At 62.2% G+C, this 19,801-nt stretch carries 16 protein-coding genes and 1 pseudogene; 5 read left to right on the top strand and 12 right to left on the bottom strand.

Going from position 1 to position 19,801, the window contains the following annotated elements:
- The first annotated feature begins 11 nt into the window (after positions 1 to 11).
- The 3 genes and pseudogenes from AB4Y87_RS22735 to AB4Y87_RS22725 form a co-directional block, all read left to right on the top strand.
- Complete coding sequence (locus AB4Y87_RS22735) at positions 12 to 1,355, top strand: HRDC domain-containing protein (RefSeq protein WP_442006518.1); 1,344 nt, start codon at positions 12 to 14, stop codon at positions 1,353 to 1,355.
- A gap of 221 nt (positions 1,356 to 1,576) precedes the next feature.
- Positions 1,577 to 2,845: a thiolase family protein gene (locus AB4Y87_RS22730; RefSeq protein WP_442006517.1), complete on the top strand. Its 1,269-nt coding sequence runs from the start codon at positions 1,577 to 1,579 to the stop codon at positions 2,843 to 2,845.
- Positions 2,842 to 4,788: pseudogene (locus AB4Y87_RS22725) on the top strand (3-hydroxyacyl-CoA dehydrogenase NAD-binding domain-containing protein); the annotation flags it as partial. The gene AB4Y87_RS22730 and the pseudogene AB4Y87_RS22725, both read left to right, overlap by 4 nt.
- Positions 4,789 to 4,824: 36 nt before the next feature.
- Here AB4Y87_RS22725 and AB4Y87_RS22720 read toward each other — a convergent pair.
- The 8 genes from AB4Y87_RS22720 to AB4Y87_RS22685 form a co-directional block, all read right to left on the bottom strand.
- Complete coding sequence (locus AB4Y87_RS22720; protein WP_442006516.1) at positions 4,825 to 5,802, bottom strand: aldo/keto reductase; 978 nt, start codon at positions 5,800 to 5,802, stop codon at positions 4,825 to 4,827.
- A gap of 42 nt (positions 5,803 to 5,844) precedes the next feature.
- The gene (locus tag AB4Y87_RS22715) at positions 5,845 to 6,063 is read right to left on the bottom strand and encodes a hypothetical protein (RefSeq protein ID WP_442006515.1); all 219 of its coding nucleotides are present in this window, start codon (positions 6,061 to 6,063) and stop codon (positions 5,845 to 5,847) included.
- 32 nt (positions 6,064 to 6,095) lie between these two features.
- The gene (locus AB4Y87_RS22710) at positions 6,096 to 6,656 is read right to left on the bottom strand and encodes a hypothetical protein (RefSeq protein WP_442006514.1); all 561 of its coding nucleotides are present in this window, start codon (positions 6,654 to 6,656) and stop codon (positions 6,096 to 6,098) included.
- Positions 6,653 to 7,222: a DUF402 domain-containing protein gene (locus AB4Y87_RS22705; RefSeq protein WP_442006513.1), complete on the bottom strand. Its 570-nt coding sequence runs from the start codon at positions 7,220 to 7,222 to the stop codon at positions 6,653 to 6,655. Before AB4Y87_RS22705 ends, AB4Y87_RS22710 begins: the two co-directional genes overlap by 4 nt.
- The gene (dxs, locus tag AB4Y87_RS22700) at positions 7,219 to 9,192 is read right to left on the bottom strand and encodes a 1-deoxy-D-xylulose-5-phosphate synthase (RefSeq protein ID WP_442006512.1); all 1,974 of its coding nucleotides are present in this window, start codon (positions 9,190 to 9,192) and stop codon (positions 7,219 to 7,221) included. The genes AB4Y87_RS22705 and dxs overlap by 4 nt, the downstream gene beginning before the upstream one ends.
- Before the next feature lie 173 nt (positions 9,193 to 9,365).
- On the bottom strand, positions 9,366 to 12,176 hold the full coding sequence (acnA, locus tag AB4Y87_RS22695; protein WP_442006511.1) for an aconitate hydratase AcnA: 2,811 nt from the start codon (positions 12,174 to 12,176) through the stop codon (positions 9,366 to 9,368).
- Positions 12,177 to 12,442: 266 nt separating this feature from the next.
- Positions 12,443 to 13,810: a class I SAM-dependent RNA methyltransferase gene (locus tag AB4Y87_RS22690; RefSeq protein WP_442006510.1), complete on the bottom strand. Its 1,368-nt coding sequence runs from the start codon at positions 13,808 to 13,810 to the stop codon at positions 12,443 to 12,445.
- Positions 13,807 to 15,783 (bottom strand): APC family permease, encoded by a 1,977-nt coding sequence (locus tag AB4Y87_RS22685; protein ID WP_442006509.1) that lies wholly within the window; start codon positions 15,781 to 15,783, stop codon positions 13,807 to 13,809. The genes AB4Y87_RS22690 and AB4Y87_RS22685 overlap by 4 nt, the downstream gene beginning before the upstream one ends.
- Positions 15,784 to 15,898: 115 nt before the next feature.
- Between AB4Y87_RS22685 and AB4Y87_RS22680 the strand changes: the two genes are divergently transcribed.
- Both AB4Y87_RS22680 and AB4Y87_RS22675 read left to right on the top strand, forming a co-directional pair.
- Positions 15,899 to 16,570, top strand: a complete 672-nt coding sequence (locus tag AB4Y87_RS22680) for a potassium channel family protein (protein WP_442006508.1) — start codon at positions 15,899 to 15,901, stop codon at positions 16,568 to 16,570.
- Positions 16,570 to 17,304 (top strand): potassium channel family protein, encoded by a 735-nt coding sequence (locus tag AB4Y87_RS22675; RefSeq protein WP_442006507.1) that lies wholly within the window; start codon positions 16,570 to 16,572, stop codon positions 17,302 to 17,304. The genes AB4Y87_RS22680 and AB4Y87_RS22675 overlap by 1 nt, the downstream gene beginning before the upstream one ends.
- Here the strand turns inward: AB4Y87_RS22675 and AB4Y87_RS22670 are convergent.
- Genes AB4Y87_RS22670 through dut form a run of 4 tightly spaced genes read right to left on the bottom strand, consistent with a single transcriptional unit; the run spans position 17,274 to position 19,762 of the window.
- Complete coding sequence (locus AB4Y87_RS22670; RefSeq protein WP_442006506.1) at positions 17,274 to 18,056, bottom strand: DUF3159 domain-containing protein; 783 nt, start codon at positions 18,054 to 18,056, stop codon at positions 17,274 to 17,276. The two genes, AB4Y87_RS22675 and AB4Y87_RS22670, sit on opposite strands and share 31 nt — an antisense overlap.
- Positions 18,053 to 18,430 (bottom strand): hypothetical protein, encoded by a 378-nt coding sequence (locus AB4Y87_RS22665; RefSeq protein WP_442006505.1) that lies wholly within the window; start codon positions 18,428 to 18,430, stop codon positions 18,053 to 18,055. Before AB4Y87_RS22665 ends, AB4Y87_RS22670 begins: the two co-directional genes overlap by 4 nt.
- A complete protein-coding gene (locus AB4Y87_RS22660) occupies positions 18,423 to 19,196 on the bottom strand; it encodes a DUF3710 domain-containing protein (protein WP_442006504.1) in 774 nt (257 codons plus the stop codon). Before AB4Y87_RS22660 ends, AB4Y87_RS22665 begins: the two co-directional genes overlap by 8 nt.
- A 56-nt stretch (positions 19,197 to 19,252) precedes the next feature.
- Positions 19,253 to 19,762, bottom strand: coding sequence for a dUTP diphosphatase (gene dut / locus AB4Y87_RS22655; protein WP_442006503.1), 510 nt, complete (start codon positions 19,760 to 19,762; stop codon positions 19,253 to 19,255).
- Positions 19,763 to 19,801 lie beyond the last annotated feature (39 nt).

Raw genomic sequence — 19,801 nt, 5'->3', positions numbered from 1 at the left:
CTTAAGCCACCATGACCCCTGAAAACCTGGATAAAACCACAACCGGCGATCCGGTTGCTGATCCCACCACCCACATCAAAGTTGAAGGCTTCGACAGCCACATCCCTGAAGTCATCGATCTTGATACCCCGCGCGAAGGCGTGCCCCTGGTCATCGATACCTTGGCGGGCCTGGAGCGATGTGCCGCGGCTATTGCGGCCGGAACCGGGCCGGCCGGCGTCGACGCCGAACGCGCTTCCGGATTCCGCTACGGCCAGCGCGCCTTCCTCGTACAAATCCGGCGCGAAGGAGCCGGCACCTGGTTGATTGACCCCGAACCGTTTGACAACCTGAACATCGTCAACGATGCGCTGCGCGGTGTCGAATGGATCCTGCACGCTGCCACCCAGGATCTTCCCTGCCTTTCCGAGCTGGGCATGTGGCCGGACAAACTCTTCGATACCGAACTTGCGGCCCGGCTGGCCGGACTCCCTCGCGTCGGGCTCGCTGCCGTCATCGAACAGCTGCTTGGGTTCGGTCTCGCCAAAGAACATTCCGCCGCAGACTGGTCAACACGGCCGCTGCCGGAGCCTTGGCTGCGCTACGCTGCCCTCGACGTCGAAGTCCTGGCTGAACTCCGCGAAGAACTCATCGAACTTCTTCAGGCCGACGGCAAGCTCGGATTCGCAGAGCAGGAATTCGAGGGAATCCTGGCTGCCGGTATCGCACCCCCAAGGGTGGATCCATGGCGGAAGACATCCGGACTCCACCAGATCCGTGACCGCCGCCAGCTGGCCGCCGTTCGGGAACTGTGGGAGGAGCGGGATCAACTGGCCCGCAAGCGTGACGTCGCTCCCGGACGGCTCATCCCCGATTCCGCCCTCGTCGCAGCAGCCAAGGCGCTTCCCACCACCGTTCCCCAGCTCCTGGCCACCAAAGGCTTCCATGGCAGGTCAGCCCAGCGCGAAGCCCCCAGATGGCTGCGGTGCATAACCACAGCCCGCACGCTCACGGAACTGCCTCCCCTGCACTTGGTCACCAACGCCCCGCCGCCGCCACGCGTATGGGTGGACAGGGATTCGGCAGCTGCCGCACGCCTTGCCACAGCCCGCCCCGCGCTCCAGGAAAAGGCCGACGAGCTCAAGCTACCTATCGAGAACCTGCTCACCCCGGACTACCTCCGCCGCGTGGCGTGGCGGCCGCCGTCGGACGTTTCACTGGAATCGATAGCCGATGAGCTACGCACCCTGGGTGCGCGGGAATGGCAAATCTCCTTCGCAGCGCCCATCCTGACTGAGGCATGCTTGAACCCAAAGCCACTCCCCGGCAAGGAGTCCAAGTCGAGGGAAGCGCAGCAATCCAAGGACTCCGACTGATTCATTACCTTGCCCCCTGGGCCCGTCACCCGAACTTCGGTTCGAGGTGGCGGGCCTTTTGCGTCCCGGGACACGTCAGGCATCCGCAGCATCTTGCATCCTAACCACCTTGCACCCCCATCTACCTTGCACCCTAAGTTACTCACAAGTAACATTGCATTAATGCCAATCGGAGACCGCTCTGCGGAATCCAGCACCATGTCTCAACGAGGAGTTAACACATGAGTCCATCACGCAGTGCTCAGAGGAGCGTCCGCGACGTCGTGTTCGTGGATGGTGTGCGGACACCCTTCGGCAAAGCCGGCGAGAAAGGCATCTACGCTGGTACGCGCGCTGATGACCTGGTCGTAAAGTGCATCCGCGAACTGATGCGCCGCAATCCGTCGTTGCCTGCTGACCGCATTGACGAGGTAGCCATCGCCGCGACAACCCAGACCGGCGATCAAGGCCTCACCCTTGGCAGAACGGCGGCCCTTCTGGCAGGCCTTCCCCGCACGGTGCCCGGCTTCGCAATCGACCGCATGTGCGCTGGAGCCATGACAGCAGTGACGACGACGGCGAGTGGCATCGGCTTCGGCGCGTACGACGTCGTCATTGCCGGCGGCGTGGAACACATGGGCAACCACCCCATGGGGTCCGGCGCTGATCCCAATCCGCGCTTCATGTCCGAGCGGCTCGTGGATCCAGCGGCGCTGAACATGGGCAACACGGCCGAGAATTTGCACGACCGCTTCCCGGCCATCACCAAGGACCGAACGGACGCCTACGCGGCAGCGTCGCAGGCGAAACTGGCCGAAGCGTATTCCCGCCAGCAGATCCAGGAGGACCTCGTCCCGGTGGCCACCATCAAGCCAGGGCAGGGTTGGGCACTTCACACCACGGATGAGCCGCCCCGGCCAGGAACCACGGTGGAGGATCTCGCCGAACTGCGTACCCCTTTCCGGGCCCACGGGCGGGTAACGGCGGGCAACGCAGCAGGCTTGAACGATGGCGCCACCGCTGCGGTACTCGCTTCGGCAGAAGCCGCGGCGGAATTGGGCCTGCCGGTGAAGATGCGATTGGTGTCTTATGCCTTCGCGGGAGTGGAACCGGAAGTCATGGGAATCGGTCCCGTGCCAGCCACGGAAAAGGCCCTCAAGAACGCCGGCCTCGCCATTGAAGACATCGGATTGTTCGAGATCAACGAGGCCTTCGCCGTGCAGGTCCTGAGCTTCCTTGATCACTTCGGCATCGCGGATGACGACACCCGGGTCAACCGCTATGGCGGGGCGATCGCCGTCGGACATCCGCTTGCTTCCTCAGGCGTTCGGTTGATGAACCAACTGGCCCGGCAGTTCCAGGAAGACTCCTCGGTCCGTTATGGCATCACCACCATGTGCATCGGCCTGGGCATGGGTGCCACAGTGATCTGGGAGAACCCGAACCACGCTGACTTCGAATCGTCCGTCCAGACTTCAGGCCAGACCATCACAGAAGGAGCCGCCGCATGAGCGCCACAGAATTCCAGAAGCTCGCCTCCCTCTTCCCCGACGAGATCGTGACGCATTCCTACGTCCAGGACATCCAGCTTCCAGGCGGTGCAGGCACCTTTGCCTTAATCACCCTGGACAACGGACTGGACCACTCCAAACCCACCACGCTGGGGCCAAACACCCTGGTGGAATTGGGCGAAGTCCTGGATGGACTCAAGGAGCGTGCCGCCAAGGGTGAAATCGTAGGGGTCGGAGTGACCGGCAAACCATACTTCCTGGTGGCCGGCGCAGACTTGTCTGCCGTGAAGACCCTCAAGGAACGCGAGCATGGCCTGTGGATGGCCCAGCTTGGACACGCTGTGTACTCCACCCTGGCCAACCTCGGGGTGCCCAGCTTCGCCTTCATTAATGGTCTGGCGCTCGGCGGCGGACTCGAGATCGCCCTGCAATCCACCTACCGGACCGTCTCCACCGGCGCAGGTTCCCTCGCACTCCCTGAGGCGTTTATTGGCCTTGTTCCGGGCTGGGGCGGCGTCTACATTCTCCCCCGCTTGATCGGACCCGAAAACGCCGTCAAGGTAATGATCGAGAACCCGCTCAGCAACAACCGCACACTCACCGGCCCGGAAGCGTTTGAGCTCGGTATCGCCGATGCCATCTTCGAGCCGGCCGACTTCGTGGAGCAGTCCCTGGCGTGGGCTGCCCGTGTCATTACCGGCAAAGAAACCCCAGTGCGGAAGAACGCCGTCGACCCCTCGGACGAAGGCGTCGCCAGCCGCTGGGCTGCGGCGGTTTCCGCAGGCCGTGCGTTTGTTGAGGCGAAGACCTCCAATGCTTCGCCCGCGCCTGCCAAGGTGCTGGACATCATGGAAGCAAACCGCACCATGAGCCAAGGCGAATCGGCGGAGCTGGAATGTGAGACCCTTGCCGGCCTGATGCAGACGGATGAGTTCCGCTCCACCGTGTACGCTTTCCTGGACCTCGTGCAGAAGCGCTCCAAGCGGCCTGCAGGCGCACCGGACCGGAAGCTGGCCCGCCCGGTCACCAAGGTAGGCGTGGTAGGCGCGGGGCTCATGGCAAGCCAGCTGGCGCTACTTTTCGCCCGCCAGCTCAAGGTGCCGGTCGTCATGACCGACATCGATCAGGTCAGGGTGGACAAGGGCGTCGCGTACGTCCACGCAGAAGTCGACAAATTGCTGGCAAAGAAGCGAATCAAGGCCGACGCCGCCAACCGGACCAAGGCGCTCGTCACCGGCTCGGTGTCCAAGGAAGTCTTCGCCGACGCCGATTTCGTCATCGAGGCCGTGTTTGAAGAGCTGCACATCAAGAAGCAAGTCTTCGCCCAAGTGGAAGAGATCGTCTCCCCCGAGTGCATCCTCGCCACCAACACTTCCTCGCTGTCCGTAACCGCCATGGCCGAGGACCTACGGCACCCGGAGCGGCTGGTGGGCTTCCATTTCTTCAACCCTGTTGCCGTCATGCCGCTCCTGGAAATCGTCAGGGCGCCAAAGACTGACGACGCAGTACTTGCTACGGCTTTTGAACTCGCAAAGGGCCTGAAGAAGACCCCCGTCCTGGTTAAGGACGCGCCGGCGTTCGTCGTGAACCGCATCCTGCTCCGCCTCATGGGCGAAGTCATCGCCGCTTTCGACGAAGGCACCCCCGCCGAGGTGGCAGACACCGCTTTGCGTCCCATGGGCCTGCCGATGACTCCCTTCACCTTGAGCGCCATGGTGGGACTGCCGGTCGCACAGCATGTGCAGGAGTCCCTCCATAATGCCTTCGGAGGCCGTTTCCCCGTTTCACAGAACCTGCAGAAGCTCATCGACAACGGCGTAAAGTCCCTCTGGGTCCCCGGTCCGGATGGAAAGCCAGTCATCCCGGCTGAGACCTTGGCCATCATGTCCTTCGGTAACACTCCCTCCACACGCGAGGAAGTGCTGCGGCGGAGCGAAAGCTCCGGCCACTGCCCCTACCGCGTTTCCGAGCCTTTGTATCTAGAAGAGTGCCACCTTGGGAGCACGCGGGAAGATCTCGTCCAGTTCCTCGCGCTCCTCCTGGCTAGGGACCCAGCACACTGCTTCCGCATTCTCACGAATCTGCTCCGGACGCGTCGCTCCAGCGATGACACTGCCGACGCCGGGTTGGGCTGCCAACCACGAGAACGCCAGCTGGAGTTCGGTGATGCCCCGCTCCTTGGCGAACTGACCAAAGCGGCCCAGCTGCTGCCAGTCGGCATCATGCACAAGGTTGGTCCGTGTGTGGCTCAGGCGGGAACCCTCGGGGGCATGGCCGGCGGAGTACTTGCCTGTGAGCAGGCCGTTGGCCAGGGGGAAATACGGAAGCACACCAAGGGAGAAGGCGCCGGCTGCCGGAATGACCTCGAGCTCGGCGCGGCGGTCCAGCAGGTTGTAGTGGTTCTGGGTTGAAATGAAGCGGACCCCTCCAGACTGCCGCCCAACGTACTCGGCTTCGGCGATCTGCCACCCGGCGAAGTTCGAGTGTCCGATGTAGCGGACCTTGCCGCTGGTGACCAGGACATCCAACGCTGCAAGGGTTTCCTCAATGGGCGTCTGCGGGTCCGGGGTGTGGAACTGGTAGAGGTCGATCCACTCCGTACCCAGCCTGCGCAGCGAGGCTTCAACCGCCTTGAGGATGTAGCGCCGGGAACCGCGCGCACCAAAGTCGTTGCCATTGGCTCCGTGCATATCCATGCCGAACTTGGTACCGATGACGACGTCGTCGCGATGTCCCTTCAGCGCTTTGCCCAGCATGGCCTCGCTGAGGCCAGGCTCCCGGCCGTAAACATCTGCGACGTCGAAGAACGTCACCCCGGCATCGATCGCGGCGCGGACAACGGCATCCGCGCCTTCCTGCGACTCCGTGGGAGTGTTGGCGCGCCCCAGGTTGTTACAACCCAGCCCTACAGCTGAGACGGTCAGTCCGGAGTGGCCAAGGCGTCGATATTCAGTCATGGAACCCAGCCTATAACGCTCTTCCGGGGACTATGGCCGATGTTAGCGCGAGCCGAAAGTGATGCCGGATTCCTCCATCGCTTCCTCGAGCTGGGCAATGGCTACCGGCCCCATGCCGTGGAGCTTGGAGGCCTTCTGTTCGCCAAACTCAGCCAGCTGTTCCAAAGTTTCGATGCCTTCGTGGGCCAGGGCGCGTTTTGCCGGCGCCGCAAGGCCCTTGGGTAGCGGCGTATGTCCGGGCCAATTGCTCTTGGACGACATGGAACATCCCTCCTGAGTGCGTTAGGTCCTACTTAGAGGGTAAAGCCCACACCTTGCTTGGGCGAGTGCTTCACGCGGAATGCGGTGGGGTCGCTGTGCGGAGCCGCTGCGATGGAGAGCTTGGTGAAATCCAGGTCCTCATTGCGAACGCAGATCTTGATGGCATTGACGGCCTTGTTGACATCCGGGCACAGGCAAAAAACGTTCAGACGCGAGTTTCCGATCTCCGTGCGGTCCACGATTCCCAGTCCTCGCCAAGCCAGTTCGCCCGTGAGCGCGGCCTTTGCCTTGCGCTCAAAGTGACGGTCACGTTCAGTACCGTCCTCGGTCTTCAGCGCAAACTGTGCAACCACCCAGAACTGCTCAGACTCCGGGATCTCGGCGTATCCGTCCTCTTCACACTGGGCAGCGAAAGCCGCCATCAAACCGTCTACCGAAGTGTCGTCGTCAACGTCTGTTTCATCGGTCTTGCTTTGGTGGCCCACAACGCCGTGATTGATCACGAACTGGTGGTCGTCGTCGTCGTACCAGGCTTCACGGAAGTGAAGTACTCCCTCGTCGTCGCGTTTGTATGCGCGGATAATGCCGCTCATGTTCGTCCTTTCCTGAACCACTCTGCACTGGTGTTGCTGGTGCCCTCGACGTCGAATGGAGCCTTCATGGCCTCCACTCCCTCACGAAGGGCTGCGCACTCCGCACGCATGGTTTCCACGATTTCTGCGGGATATCCCATGCCTGCCCGGTGGTCCTCAAACTCGTCCTCGTCATCGACGAACACACCATGAAGTGTGGATCGGATGACGTCCAGGTCCATATCGATCATGTGGAACTCGGTAACGCCTGGCCTGATGGTGTTCCATCCATGACCGGTTGCCAGGTCTACGTAGATCCGGAAGTCACCCGGGTACGTGTCGTCATAGAAAGTGGCTACGAATTCGCCGGTCCGCGGTACCAGCAGGACGGCATCCGAGGCTGTGTAGAAGGCAGCACCGGGACGCGAACAGAACTCCCCCGCGCCTTGGAAAATCCACCAACCGTGGATGTCCTCACCCAAGTAGCGGCCGGGCACAACCCAGTGCGCCTTGCCGTTCCACTTCCTGTTTCTCGCCACCACGAGGTCGCCGGGCTGCAGGGAGCCCGGCTCGCGATCGGGGCTCACAGCTTGGGCAGACTGCCGGTGGTGGGGTGTTCCTGACCTGGCAGGGGCCGCGCAAAGGGGACCTTTGTCCCCAGGACCTGCGCTACGACGTCGTGGGCTATCTTCTGTGCCGTCAGCCCGACGCGCTCCAGGACCTGGCTCCTGGATCCGTGCACCAGGAACTCAACAGGCAAGCCGACCTCGTTCAAAGCTGTATCAACGCCTGCTGCGCGCATTTCCTGGCGGATGCGTGAACCCACGCCGCCGGCGCGGACGCCGTCTTCGATACAGATGACCAGGCGGTGCCGGGCGGCAAGGGCGATGATTGATCTGCGGACAGGCAGAAGCCAGCGGGGATCGACCACCGTTGAGCTGATTCCCTGGGCGCCAAGACGGCCGGCGACATCCAGGGCGAGCTCGGACATCGCGCCAACGCTGATGATGAGGACGTCGTTTTCGGTGGAACCCTCGGGACGGCGTGCCAGGATATCCACGCCGTCGTGGAGCCGCTCAATGGCCTCCACTTCAGAGCCGACGCTGCCCTTGGAGAACCGCACCACGGTGGGGGCGTCATTGATGGCGACCGCCTCGCGCAGTTCTTCCCTGAGCCGGGTGGCGTCGCGCGGAGCGGCTAAATGGAGTCCTGGGACAATCTGGACCATCGCCATGTCCCACATGCCGTGGTGGCTGGGACCGTCCGGTCCTGTAACGCCTGCACGGTCCAGGACAATGGTGACCCCCGCCTTGTGGAGTGCGACATCCATCAAGAGCTGATCGAAAGCACGGTTCAGGAAGGTTGCATAAACCGCCACCACCGGGTGCAGGCCACCGAAGGCCATCCCGGCAGCAGACGTGAGCGCATGCTGTTCGGCGATACCGACGTCGATAACGCGTTCAGGATGGCGCTCCGCAAACTTGTGCAGACCAACGGGTATCAGCATTGCCCCGGTGATGCCGACAACGTCAGGACGCTCATCAGCGATGTCGGCGATTTCCTCGGCGAAGACCGAGGTCCAGGATCTGGCGCCTGGCCTTTCGGTCGGCTCACCTGTCTCTGGATCAATGATTCCCACAGCGTGGAACTGATCGGCCTCGTTGGCAAGGGCGGGAGCATATCCGTGGCCTTTTTCGGTCATGGCATGCACAATCACCGGGCCACCGTAGGCCTTGGCCGTGCTGAGAGCGTGCTCCATGGCCTGGAGGTTGTGTCCGTCCACCGGACCGATGTACTTCATGCCCAGGTCTTCAAACATTCCCTGGGGCGCCCACCAGTCCTTGATGCCCTTTTTCATGGCGTGCAGGCTCTTGTAGGTGAACTGGCCTACCGGACCGCCGTCCTGGAGCTTCTTCTTCCACCAGTCAAGCATCCGCTCATAGGCCGGTGTGGTCCGCAAAGTGTCGATGGTGGGGCGCAACGATGCCAGGTAGTCGGCAAAACCGCCCACAGTCGGTGCATAGGAGCGGCCGTTGTCGTTGACCACAATCACCACGCGGCGCCGCTTATCAGCGGCAATATTATTGATGGCTTCCCAGGTCATGCCACCAGTGAGGGCACCGTCACCTACAACCGCGACGACGAACCGGTCGCCTTCGCCGGTCAACTGCCGGGCGCGGGAAATGCCGTCCGCCCAGGACAAGGACGAGGAAGCATGGGAGCTTTCGACAATGTCGTGCTCGGACTCGGCGCGGTCCGGGTAACCCGAGAGGCCACCCTGCTGGCGCAGCGTACTGAAGTCCTGCCTGCCCGTGAGGAGCTTGTGGACATAGGACTGGTGCCCGGTATCAAAGACAACGCTGTCCCGGGGAGACTCGAAGATGCGGTGTACGGCAAGCGTGAGCTCGACGACGCCGAGGTTGGGACCCAGGTGTCCACCGGTAGCGGCTACGTTGGTAATCAGGAAGTCCCTGATCTCGCCGGCCAGCTGTTCCAGCTCTTGGCCGGACAGCTTGGCCAGGTCCTGTGGATCCTTGATGGTTTCCAAGAGTCCCAACGGCCCTCCTTAGGGTGAATGACGTGCTTGTTAACTTTAGCGCGTGCCCGGGGCAGGCGTTTTCGCACCTGCCTATGGATGCATAGTCATCCGAAGACGCAGCAGCCCCGGCTGGTCGGGCGACCAGCCGGGGCTGCCTGGTGTGGAGAATCAGCTGGAAACCAGCCGGTTCGCTACGCTGCGGAGATCTGGCGCAGGACGTACTGCAGGATGCCACCGTTGCGGTAGTAGTCCGCTTCACCCGGGGTATCGATGCGCAGGACAGCGTCGAAGGACTTGGACGTGCCGTCCTCGGCCGTTGCCGTCACCTTGAGCGTCTTGGGCGTGGTGCCGTTGTTCAGCGCCGTAACGCCTTCAACCGAGAACGTCTCCGTGCCGGTCAGGCCGAGCGTTGCCGCGGACTCGCCAGCGGGGAACTGCAGGGGAAGAACGCCCATGCCGATGAGGTTGGAGCGGTGGATGCGCTCGTAGCTCTCGGCAACGACGGCCTTGACACCCAAAAGCGCAGTGCCCTTGGCTGCCCAGTCACGCGACGATCCTGAACCGTATTCCTTGCCTGCGAGGACAACCAGCGGCGTTCCCGCAGCCTGGTAGTTCTGTGCGGCATCGTAAACGTAGGCCTGCGGTGCACCTTCCTGGCTGAAGTCGCGGGTGAAGCCACCCTCGACGCCGTCCAGGAGCTGGTTCTTGATGCGGATGTTGGCGAAGGTACCGCGGATCATGACTTCGTGGTTGCCACGGCGCGAGCCGTAGGAGTTGAAGTCCTTGCGCTCCACGCCATTGGCCAGGAGGTACTGGCCTGCAGGCGTGTCCGACTTGAACGAGCCGGCCGGGGAGATGTGGTCCGTGGTGACGGAATCGCCAAGCTTCAGGAGCACGCGTGCACCTGCGATGTCCTTGACGGGATCCGGCTGCGCCTTCATGCCTTCGAAGTATGGGGGCTTCCGCACGTAGGTGGAGTCCTCGGCCCAGGCGAACGTGTCGCCTGCCGGGGTGTCGAGTGCCTTCCAGCGCTCGTCGCCGTCGAAGACGCCCTCGTAACCCTTGGCGAACATGGCCTTGTCGATGGAGGAGTCAATGACTTCCTGCACCTCGATGGGGTTGGGCCAGATGTCCTTCAGGAAGACCTCGTTGCCGTCCGAATCGGTGCCCAGGGCATCGGTGTCGAAGTCGAAGTCCATGGAACCGGCCAGGGCGTAAGCGATAACCAAGGGCGGGGAAGCCAAGTAGTTCATCTTGACGTCCGGGTTGATACGGCCTTCGAAGTTGCGGTTGCCCGAGAGGACAGCCGTCACGGAGAGGTCGTTGGCCTGGATGGCTTCGGAGATCTCCGGCTCCAGAGGGCCGGAGTTGCCGATGCAGGTTGCGCAGCCGTAGCCCACGATGTAGAAGCCGAGCTTCTCCAGGTAAGGGGTCAGGCCGGACTTCTCGTAGTAGTCGGTGACGACCTTCGAGCCCGGAGCCACAGAGGTCTTGACCCACGGCTTGGACGTCAGGCCCTTGTCAACCGCGTTGCGTGCAAGGAGGGCTGCAGCCAACATGACAGACGGGTTGGAGGTGTTGGTGCAGGAAGTGATCGAGGCGATCGATACTGCACCGTGGTCCAACTCAAACTCGCGGCCGTCAGCGGTCTTGATGTGCACCGGAGCGGACGGGCGGCCCTGGGCGCCGTTGGCAGCGGAAGCAACACGTGCCGTCTCCGTGGTGTGCGAATCAGCGTGCGTGAAGGACGGAGCATCCGAAGCCGGGAACGATTCGTCCAATGACTCGTCCACGCTGCCATCTTCAATGGCGACGTAGTTGTGGATGTCCTTGCGGAACTGCTCCTTCGCATCCGTGAGCTCAATGCGGTCCTGGGGACGCTTCGGGCCGGAGATGGACGGAACAACGGTGGACAGGTCCAGCTCGAGGAACTCGGAGAAGCGCAGTTCGCGGGAAGGATCGTGCCAGAGGCCCTGTTCCTTGGTGTATGCCTCCACGAGGGCGACATTCTCTTCGGACCGGCCAGTCAGGCGCAGGTATTCCAAGGTGACATCGTCAATCGGGAACATGGCGGCCGTGGAGCCGAACTCCGGGCTCATGTTTCCGATGGTGGCGCGGTTTGCCAGCGGCACAGCGGCAACGCCTTCACCGTAGAACTCCACGAACTTGCCAACAACACCGTGCTTGCGCAGCATTTCGGTGATGGTCAGCACAACGTCCGTTGCGGTGGCGCCGGCCGGGATGCTGCCGCTGAGCTTGAAGCCCACGACGCGGGGAATCAGCATGGAGACGGGCTGGCCAAGCATGGCAGCCTCGGCTTCGATGCCGCCGACGCCCCAGCCCAGGATGCCCAGACCGTTGACCATGGTGGTGTGGGAGTCGGTTCCAACGCAGGTGTCCGGGTAGGCACGAAGCACGCCGTCGATCTCACGGGTCATGACCGTACGGGCCAGGTACTCGATGTTGACCTGGTGGACAATGCCGGTTCCCGGGGGGACAACCTTGAAGTCATCAAAGGCCGTCTGGCCCCACCGCAGGAATTGGTAGCGCTCACCATTGCGCTGGTATTCGATCTCCATGTTGCGCTCCAGTGCGCCGGAGTTACCGAAGGCGTCGATCTGGACGGAGTGGTCGATGACCATTTCGGCGGGTGCCAGGGGGTTGACGCGCTTGGGGTCGCCGCCAAGTTCTTTCACGGCCTCGCGCATGGTGGCGAGGTCTACAACGCAGGGTACGCCGGTGAAGTCCTGCATGATGACTCGGGCCGGGGTGAACTGGATCTCCGTGTCGGGCTCCGCATTGGGGTCCCAACCGGCCAGGGCGCGGACGTGGTCAGCCGTTATATTGGCGCCATCCTCAGTCCGCAGGAGGTTTTCAAGCAATACCTTGAGGCTGAACGGAAGGCTGTCTGCGCCCTCTACGGAGTTCAACCGGAAAATTTCATAATCGGTGCCGGCTACATTCAGTACGCCTTTGGAACCGAAGCTGTCCACAGTGCTCATGGCAGGACTCCTCTCGCAACAGTTTCATCTTTGTCGCGTGGTTGGCCGCTAGCCAGTTAGGCGCACCTTACTTAGCCGGGCGGCACTCTCAGTTGGTCAACCCCTATCCCCCGCCGAACTACGCGGAGTGGGGCTGCTATGTGGGACTACTATGCCCATCGTAGTGGCATCGATCATGTTGAAGCACTGCCGCAGGCAGTTGCACCCAGCGCGGCACCCTCCACGAATCGCCCGCGCCATCCGGTGGCGCGGCGGGCGATAGACGCCTAACCGGCGGGAACGATGAGGCCGACGGTCTCCAAGTGATGCGTGTGGGGGTACAGGTCGAACGCCCTCAACGACTCCAGGCGCCAACCGCCTTGCTGGAAGTAACCCAGATCACGTGCAAAAGAAGCCGGATCACAGGACACATAGGCAATTCCGCGGGGATGTGAGGCCATGAGTTGGTTGACCACGGCTTTTCCAGCCCCCACGCGCGGCGGGTCCAGGACCAGGGAATCGAAGTTCCGGGGGCGTTGGTGCAATACCCGCTCCACTCGCCCCTGCACGATCTCAACGTGGGATTCTCCATGCAGGTTCTTGCGGGCATCACGGCTGGTGCCAGGCGATCCCTCAACGGACAATACCGAACCCGTGACGCCTACCGCATCAGCCAAGGGTGCCGTAAACAGGCCTGCACCGGCGTAAAGGTCCGCCACCGCAGCACCGGGTTGGAGATACCCTCCACCTGCCAGGTAGCCGGTCACCGCGTTGACCAACGTCTCCGGCGCGTCCTTATGAATCTGCCAGAAGCCTTCGCCCGTCACACGGTATTCATGCCCTGCCGCTGATTCCTGCACCCAGGTCCGTCCCCGAAGCTGCAGTACTTGGCCCTTGCCGGGATCGAAGCTGGCTACGGAAACTTCGTGCGATAACTGCGAAAGGATGCTGTGCAGCCGCTTGGGACTGGTTGTTTCCTCCGGCGCCAGCAACACGAGCGGCCTGGAGCCATTGGCTGGCGCCGCCACTTCTACGCGTGCTATCCCGCTGAGATCAAGGTCCCACAACTTGAGGTCGTTGATTCCGGAGAGCGCCAGTGGCATCTCCCGTATGGGCACCACGACGTCCGAACGGTGGGCATGCATTCCCAGCCGTCCCTTGGGTGTGACAGCAAAGCTGGCGCGCGTACGCCAGCCGAGTCCGCCGTCGTCGTTGGCACCCACGCCCTCAACCTCGACCGCGAGGTCCAGGCCCGCGAGTCTCTTGAGTTGCTCGGACAACACTTCGGCCTTCAGGGCACGCTGCCGTTGCAGGGAAATGTGGCCGAGCTCGGCGCCGCCCACGGGTGGATTCCCGTGCTGCCAGGCCGCCAGCGAATCGGCTGGCTTCCAGAAGTGCGGCACGCGGTCCGGCGAGGCTTCCAGGACCTCGACGACGTCGGCACGCCAGAAGCGCGACGAGTCGCCGGAGTCGGTCAATCGGATCCGGACCTTCTCCCCCGGAATGCCATGGCGTACGAAGATGACGCGGCCTTCATGGCGTGCGACGAAATGCCCGCCGTGTGCGACAGGGCCAACGTCAACGGTCAGTTCGGTGCCGGGCGTACCTTGGCCTCCGCTGTTGTCAGTGAGGGGGGAAATGCTGTGGGAGGTCATTGTGTATCCTGCAGTGCCTTTGCTTCTTCGGAGGACTTCAGCTGCCACGGAACGCTGGCAACCATGACTCCAGGTTCAAAGTGGAGCCGCGTCTTGATTCTGAGTGCCGTCTGGTTGTGAACCAACTGCTCCCACCATTTGCCCACGACGTACTCGGGGATGTACACCACGATCAAGTCCCGGGGTGAGTCGCGTCGCATGTTCTTGATGTACTCCATGATGGGAGTCACGGTCTCACGGTAGGGGCTGGCCAGTACGGTGAGCGGTACTGGGATTTCCAGCTTCTCCCAATCCCGCACGGTATGTTCTGTCTCTTCGGAGTTGATGTCCACGGTAATCGCATCCAGTCGCGAGGGCCGCGACGCCCGGGCGTAAGCCAGGGCCCGCAATACAGGTTTGCGGACGTGCGAAACAAGCAGTACGGCGTGGACACGGGTAGGCAGCGCGCGTGGCGATGAATCCTCGTCAACAGCCAACTCCTTGGCAACATTGTCATAGTGCGCCCGGATACTCCACATGATGAGGAACAGCACGAACATTGCCAGAAGTGCGATCCAGGCACCTTGCTCAAATTTGGTGATGAGGACGATGACCAAGACGAGCGCAGTCATGCCGAAACCCACCATGTTGATGGTCCGCGATTTGATGATCCTGCGGCGGACCGACTTGTCCCGTGCCAGTTTCAATTCACGGCCCCAGTGCCGGACCATACCGAGCTGGCTGGCGGTGAAGGAAATGAAGACCCCCACGATGTACAGCTGGATGAGCTTGGTGACATCAGCGTTGAACGAAAGGATGAGGACCAGCGCACCGGCAGCCAAGGCCAGCACGCCATTGCTGAAGGCCAACCTGTCGCCGCGGGTGCGGAGCTGGCGGGGCAGGTAACCGTCCTGGGCCAGGATAGAGCCAAGCACAGGGAAGCCGTTGAATGCGGTGTTGGAAGCGAACACGAGAATGACGCCGGTGGCAGCCACCACTATGTAAAAGGGGATGGAACCGGCCCCAAAGATGGTGTCCGCAATCTGGCTGATGGCCGGGTTCTGGATATAGCCCTCCGGCAACGGCTTGCCATCAAGGAGGAATTCCTTGGCGGGATCCAGGACAATGTGGACCTTCGTGGCGTTGGCGAGGTAAAGGATGCCGGCCAGCATGGCCGCCGCGATCGCGCCGAGCAACAACAGGGTGGTGGCAGCGTTCTTGCTCTTGGGCTTCCGGAAGTTGGGCACGCCGTTGCTGATCGCCTCCACACCCGTCAAGGCAGCAGCACCCGAGGAAAAGGCACGCAGCAACAGGAATGCACCGGCAAGGCCAACGAGGCCTTCGTCGAAGCCGGCCTCGGGCACGATGGTGAAGTTGGCGGACGCCGCCTGGCCCAGTTGTCCCGTAATGGCCTGGAAGATGCCCACGAGGGTCATGCCAATGATGGAGGCCATGAAAATGTAGGTGGGAACGGCGAAGACCGTGCCGGCCTCCTTGATGCCTCGCAGGTTGACCAAGGCGAGAATGATCACGCCCACAGTCGCGATCATCGCCTGTTGGCCGTGCAACGAAGGGATCGCCGTGGTGAGATATGCAGCGGCAGAGGACATCGACACTGCAACGGTCAGGACATAGTCCACGAGGAGCGCAGCAGCAACGGTGAGCCCGGCGTACTTGCCCAGATTGACGTTGGCAATCTCATAGTCCCCTCCGCCCGACGGGTAGGCGTGCACATTCTGTCGGTAGGAGGCCACCACTGTGAGCAACACCACCATCACTGCCAACCCAACAAAGGGGGAGAACGCTACCGCGCTCACACCCGCGAGAGCCAAAGTCAGCAGGATCTCATCCGGTGCGTAGGCCACCGAAGACAGGGCATCCGAGGCGAAGATCGGCAAAGCGATCCGCTTGGGCAAGAGGGTGTGGGATAGGCGGTCATTCCGGACTGGCCGGCCCACCAACACACGCTTCGCAGCATTCAGTATTGTCAACACTTTCGCAAAACTACTCTGAATCCCCAGCGATGTCATGACGACGGTCTCCGACTTACGTCCAGCGCACCGGTAAAGTCATACGCAGCGACACGGTAAACACACATAAGGAGACACGGTGGCTCACTTCGTGATCATGGGTTGCGGCCGTGTTGGCGCAACCCTGGCACATACTTTGGAAGACGCCGGCCATTCGGTGGCCATCATCGACCAGGACGAGCGGGCGTTCCGTCGGCTTCGCAACACATTTACCGGCCGCAAGGTCACCGGCGTAGGTTTCGACAGGGACACACTCAAGCAGGCAGGAGTGGAAGAGGCTTACGCATTCGCCGCTGTTTCAAGTGGTGACAATTCCAACATCCTGGCCACCCGTGTGGCACGGGAGACATTCCATGTTGGACACGTCGTGGCCCGCATCTACGATCCCGGACGCGCCGAAATCTACCAGCGCCTCGGCATTCCCACCGTAGCCGCGGTGCGCTGGAGCGCCGACCAGGTCCTCAGGCGCATCCTTCCGGAGCAGCATCTCGCCGGCGATTACCGGGAGCCATCCGGCAGGCTCGTCCTGGCGGAAGTGGACCTGCACGAGGGATGGATTGGCCATAGCGTGACGTCCATTGAAGCTGCCGCAGGCATCCGTGTCGCCTTCCTGACGCGTTTCGGTGAGGGCCTCCTGCCCCTGCCAGACACGGCCTATCAGGAGGGCGATACCGTCCACGCAATGTTGAGCCTGGACAGGACTTCGGAGATCAGCCGGGTCCTTGCCAAAGCACCGGCCAAGGAGTCTTAGTGAAAGTTGTCATCGTTGGCGCAGGCAGCGTCGGCTCGTCCATTGCCCGTGAGCTCCTGGCCCACAACCATCAAATCCTGCTCATCGACCTCAAGCCTGAAGTCATTGGCCGCAGCGGCCTTCGGGGTGCGCGCTGGCTGGTGGGCGATGCCTGCGAACTCAGCACCCTTCAGGACGCCAAACTTGAGGATGCCGACGTCGTGGTTTCCGCTACCGGTGATGACAAAGTGAACCTCGTGGTGTCCCTGCTGGCCAAGACGGAATTCGCCGTAGGGCGCACTGTTGGGCGTGTCAACAACCCCAAGAACGACTGGATGTTCAATGACTCCTGGGGCGTGGACGTGGCCGTCAACACTCCGCAGCTAATGACTGCCCTGGTTGAGGAAGCCGTGGAAATCGGCGACATCGTCCGGCTGTTGACTTTGCAGACCGGCGTCGCCTCGATCGTGGAATTTACCGTTCCCCACGACTCCCACGTCATTGGGAGCACAGTGGGCGCCATTGAGTGGCCCGAAGACGCCACCTTGGTAGCCATCCTGCGTGACCAGGCACCCATCACCCCAAGCCGTGACGATGTCCTCGATGGTGGCGACGAACTGTTCTTCGTCACCACCATCCAGGCAGAGGACGGACTGCGGGCCCTGTTGTCACCAGCCTCGATGGCGGGCCAAGGACCCCGCGACGGCGATGCCAGCGTTACTGATCAGGCGGAGGACGACGGCTTCGACGGTTGAGGTGCTGGCTTGGTAACAAGCCATGCCACCCAAAGGCCGAGGATGTAAAGCGGTGCACCCATGAGGAGCCGGGTGGTAGCCAACGCCGTCAAGCCTGGCTCACCCAGGAAGTACAGGGGAACCTGCACCACCAGCCGCAACGCAAGCACCGCCACAACAATCCACGTGCCAAGCTGGTACGCCCGCAGGCGTTCCGGGTCTTTGCGCCATTCGAGACCCTCGTTGCGGACGAAACCAAACAGCAAGCCGGCGATAGGCCACTTGAGCACTATGGACAGCACCATGCCCGCAATATAGGCAATGTTGGTGAAGAAGCCCAGAACGTAGAAGTCTTCAGCCTTCCCCGTGGTGTTGGCCAACCATGCAGAAATCCCGACGCCGACCACACCGGCAAGCGCCTGCGTCAACGGGCGCCGTTGGATCAGGCGGACAACGGTGAAGATTGCTGCCGTCGCCAACGCCGCGACCAAGGAAACCGTTAAATCACGGCTAATGGTGAAGGCCACGAGGAAAACGAGGCCCGGCAGGATACTCTCCGCGATGCCTTGCACTCCCCCGGCAGACTTCAACATGTCCACATGGCCGGCACTGTTGCGCTGAAGCCCCGCTTTTTCTGCATAACCGGCAGCCAGGTCGGCGACGCCCGGGCTTTGGCTTGCCGGTGTGCTGGCTGCCCCTGTGCCAGTGGTTTCACCCTTGCCGGTCGTAGGCTGCGCCGGATCCTTAGGTTCTGATCCATTGGCCACTGTCATAAGTGCTCCTGACGGGAAAGTATTTCGTAGCGTGGATTGAACATCGCAGGCAGGCCATCCTTATGTGTCACCACGCCGTTCAAGCGCAACTCCGCTCCTGCTTCAATCCCTGGTACCCGGTTCCTGCCCAACCAGATGACGCGCAACCGTGCATACGGCCTTTTCACGCCCCCGCCACCCACTGATGGTTGGGAACTGTGCTCCAGCGCGTCCACGACAATCGCCGAAAAGAAGGGCTGCTCACTTGGCGGCTGGTACGTGACAGATTCGATGAATCCAGTGCAGGTGGCCCTGCCGCGGGCAGGGAGATCACGGACGCCGTGTTGCTGGGACTGCTGCCCGGCGGATCCTGGCAAGCCGGGCGAATCAGCCAATCTGGGTGATCTCCGGTCCCCGCTCCGGCTGGTGCAGGGCGGGACCACCTTGCTGTGCAGCGGGATCGGAAGCTTCAGCGGGGGCCTGAGCTGGGGCTTGGGCGGCAGCATCCTTGGGCAGACGCAGCTGCAACAGTTCGCGCGGCGGCATCGGATTGTCGCCGCGTACAACAACCACGCGCCGGAAGAGCTCCTCCAGGCCTGCCGCGGCGTCCCGGTCCAGGGCAGCTTCGCCGCCGAGGACACCACGCAGGAACCACCGGGGACCGTCCACCCCCATGAAGCGGGCGGCCCGGAAACCCCGGCTGCCGTCAGTAGCCTCGGCGGGGAGCTTGGCGACGAGCTCTGTGCCAAACGTTCCAGATACTTCTTCTGTCTCGCCACCCTGGCTTGCTACGGATTGGCCAATCTGCTCGCGGATCTCGTCCCACAGGCCTTCCGAACGCGGCGCGGCGAAGGCCTGGAGCTGCAGGCTTGACCCTGCCAGATCCATGGTCACTGCCACCACGCGCTGAGTAGCTTCTTCCACTTCCAGCCGCAACTGGAGTCCATCGGCGGGTGCGATCAGCAGTGCGCCGAGATCCACGTATCCGTCGCGATCCTCGATCTCATCGATGTCCCAAGGACCTTTGCCAAGCCGGAAATCACCCTTGGTACCGGACGCGCCGGTTGCAGGGGCTGTTGCCTCAGCCGCGTCGTTTTCCTCGACGGTGCCTGCGGTTTCCGGCCGCTCGGCCTTGGACTTTTTGCCGCGCCCAAAAAGCATTGGGTTGTCTCCTTAGTAGTGGTCTATCCCCAAGTAAACCGCAACCCCGTGGGTTATCAGGCCACCGGTGCGTTGAATCCGCCAGTGGAACCAAAGCCGCCCGTACCGCGGGCGGAGTCGGATAGATCATCAACCATCACGAAGCGCGCGTACTCGACGCGCTGAATCACCATTTGGGCAATTCTATCGCCGCGCTTGAGCTCAATGGCGTGGTTTTGGTCAGTGTTCAACAAGGTGACGGCGATTTCGCCGCGGTAACCTGCGTCCACAGTTCCGGGTGCGTTGACAACCGTGAGGCCATGCTTGGTCGCGAGGCCGGACCGCGGGTGGATCAGTGCCACAAAGCCGTCAGGGAGGGCAATTGAAACGCCCGTAGGAACCAATTTCCGCTCGCCCGGGGCAAGTTTCACGTCCTCGCGGGCCCGGAGGTCCGCGCCAGCATCGCCTGGGTGCGCATACGACGGTGCTTCCAGTCCGGCGTCGAGCATTTTCAGCTGAACGTCCAAAGTGGGCGTGCCATACGCTGCGGTGGTGTCATTACTGAATACTGCGGTCTCGTTGCTCACAGTGGACCATTCTACGTGGGGCACATCCATGCGGGCACT

It is taken from the genome of Paenarthrobacter sp. RAF54_2 (assembly GCF_052113945.1).
Taxonomy (GTDB): domain Bacteria; phylum Actinomycetota; class Actinomycetes; order Actinomycetales; family Micrococcaceae; genus Arthrobacter.
Note: the sequence above shows the minus strand (reverse complement) of the source record. Positions and strands in the feature narration are given on the sequence as shown.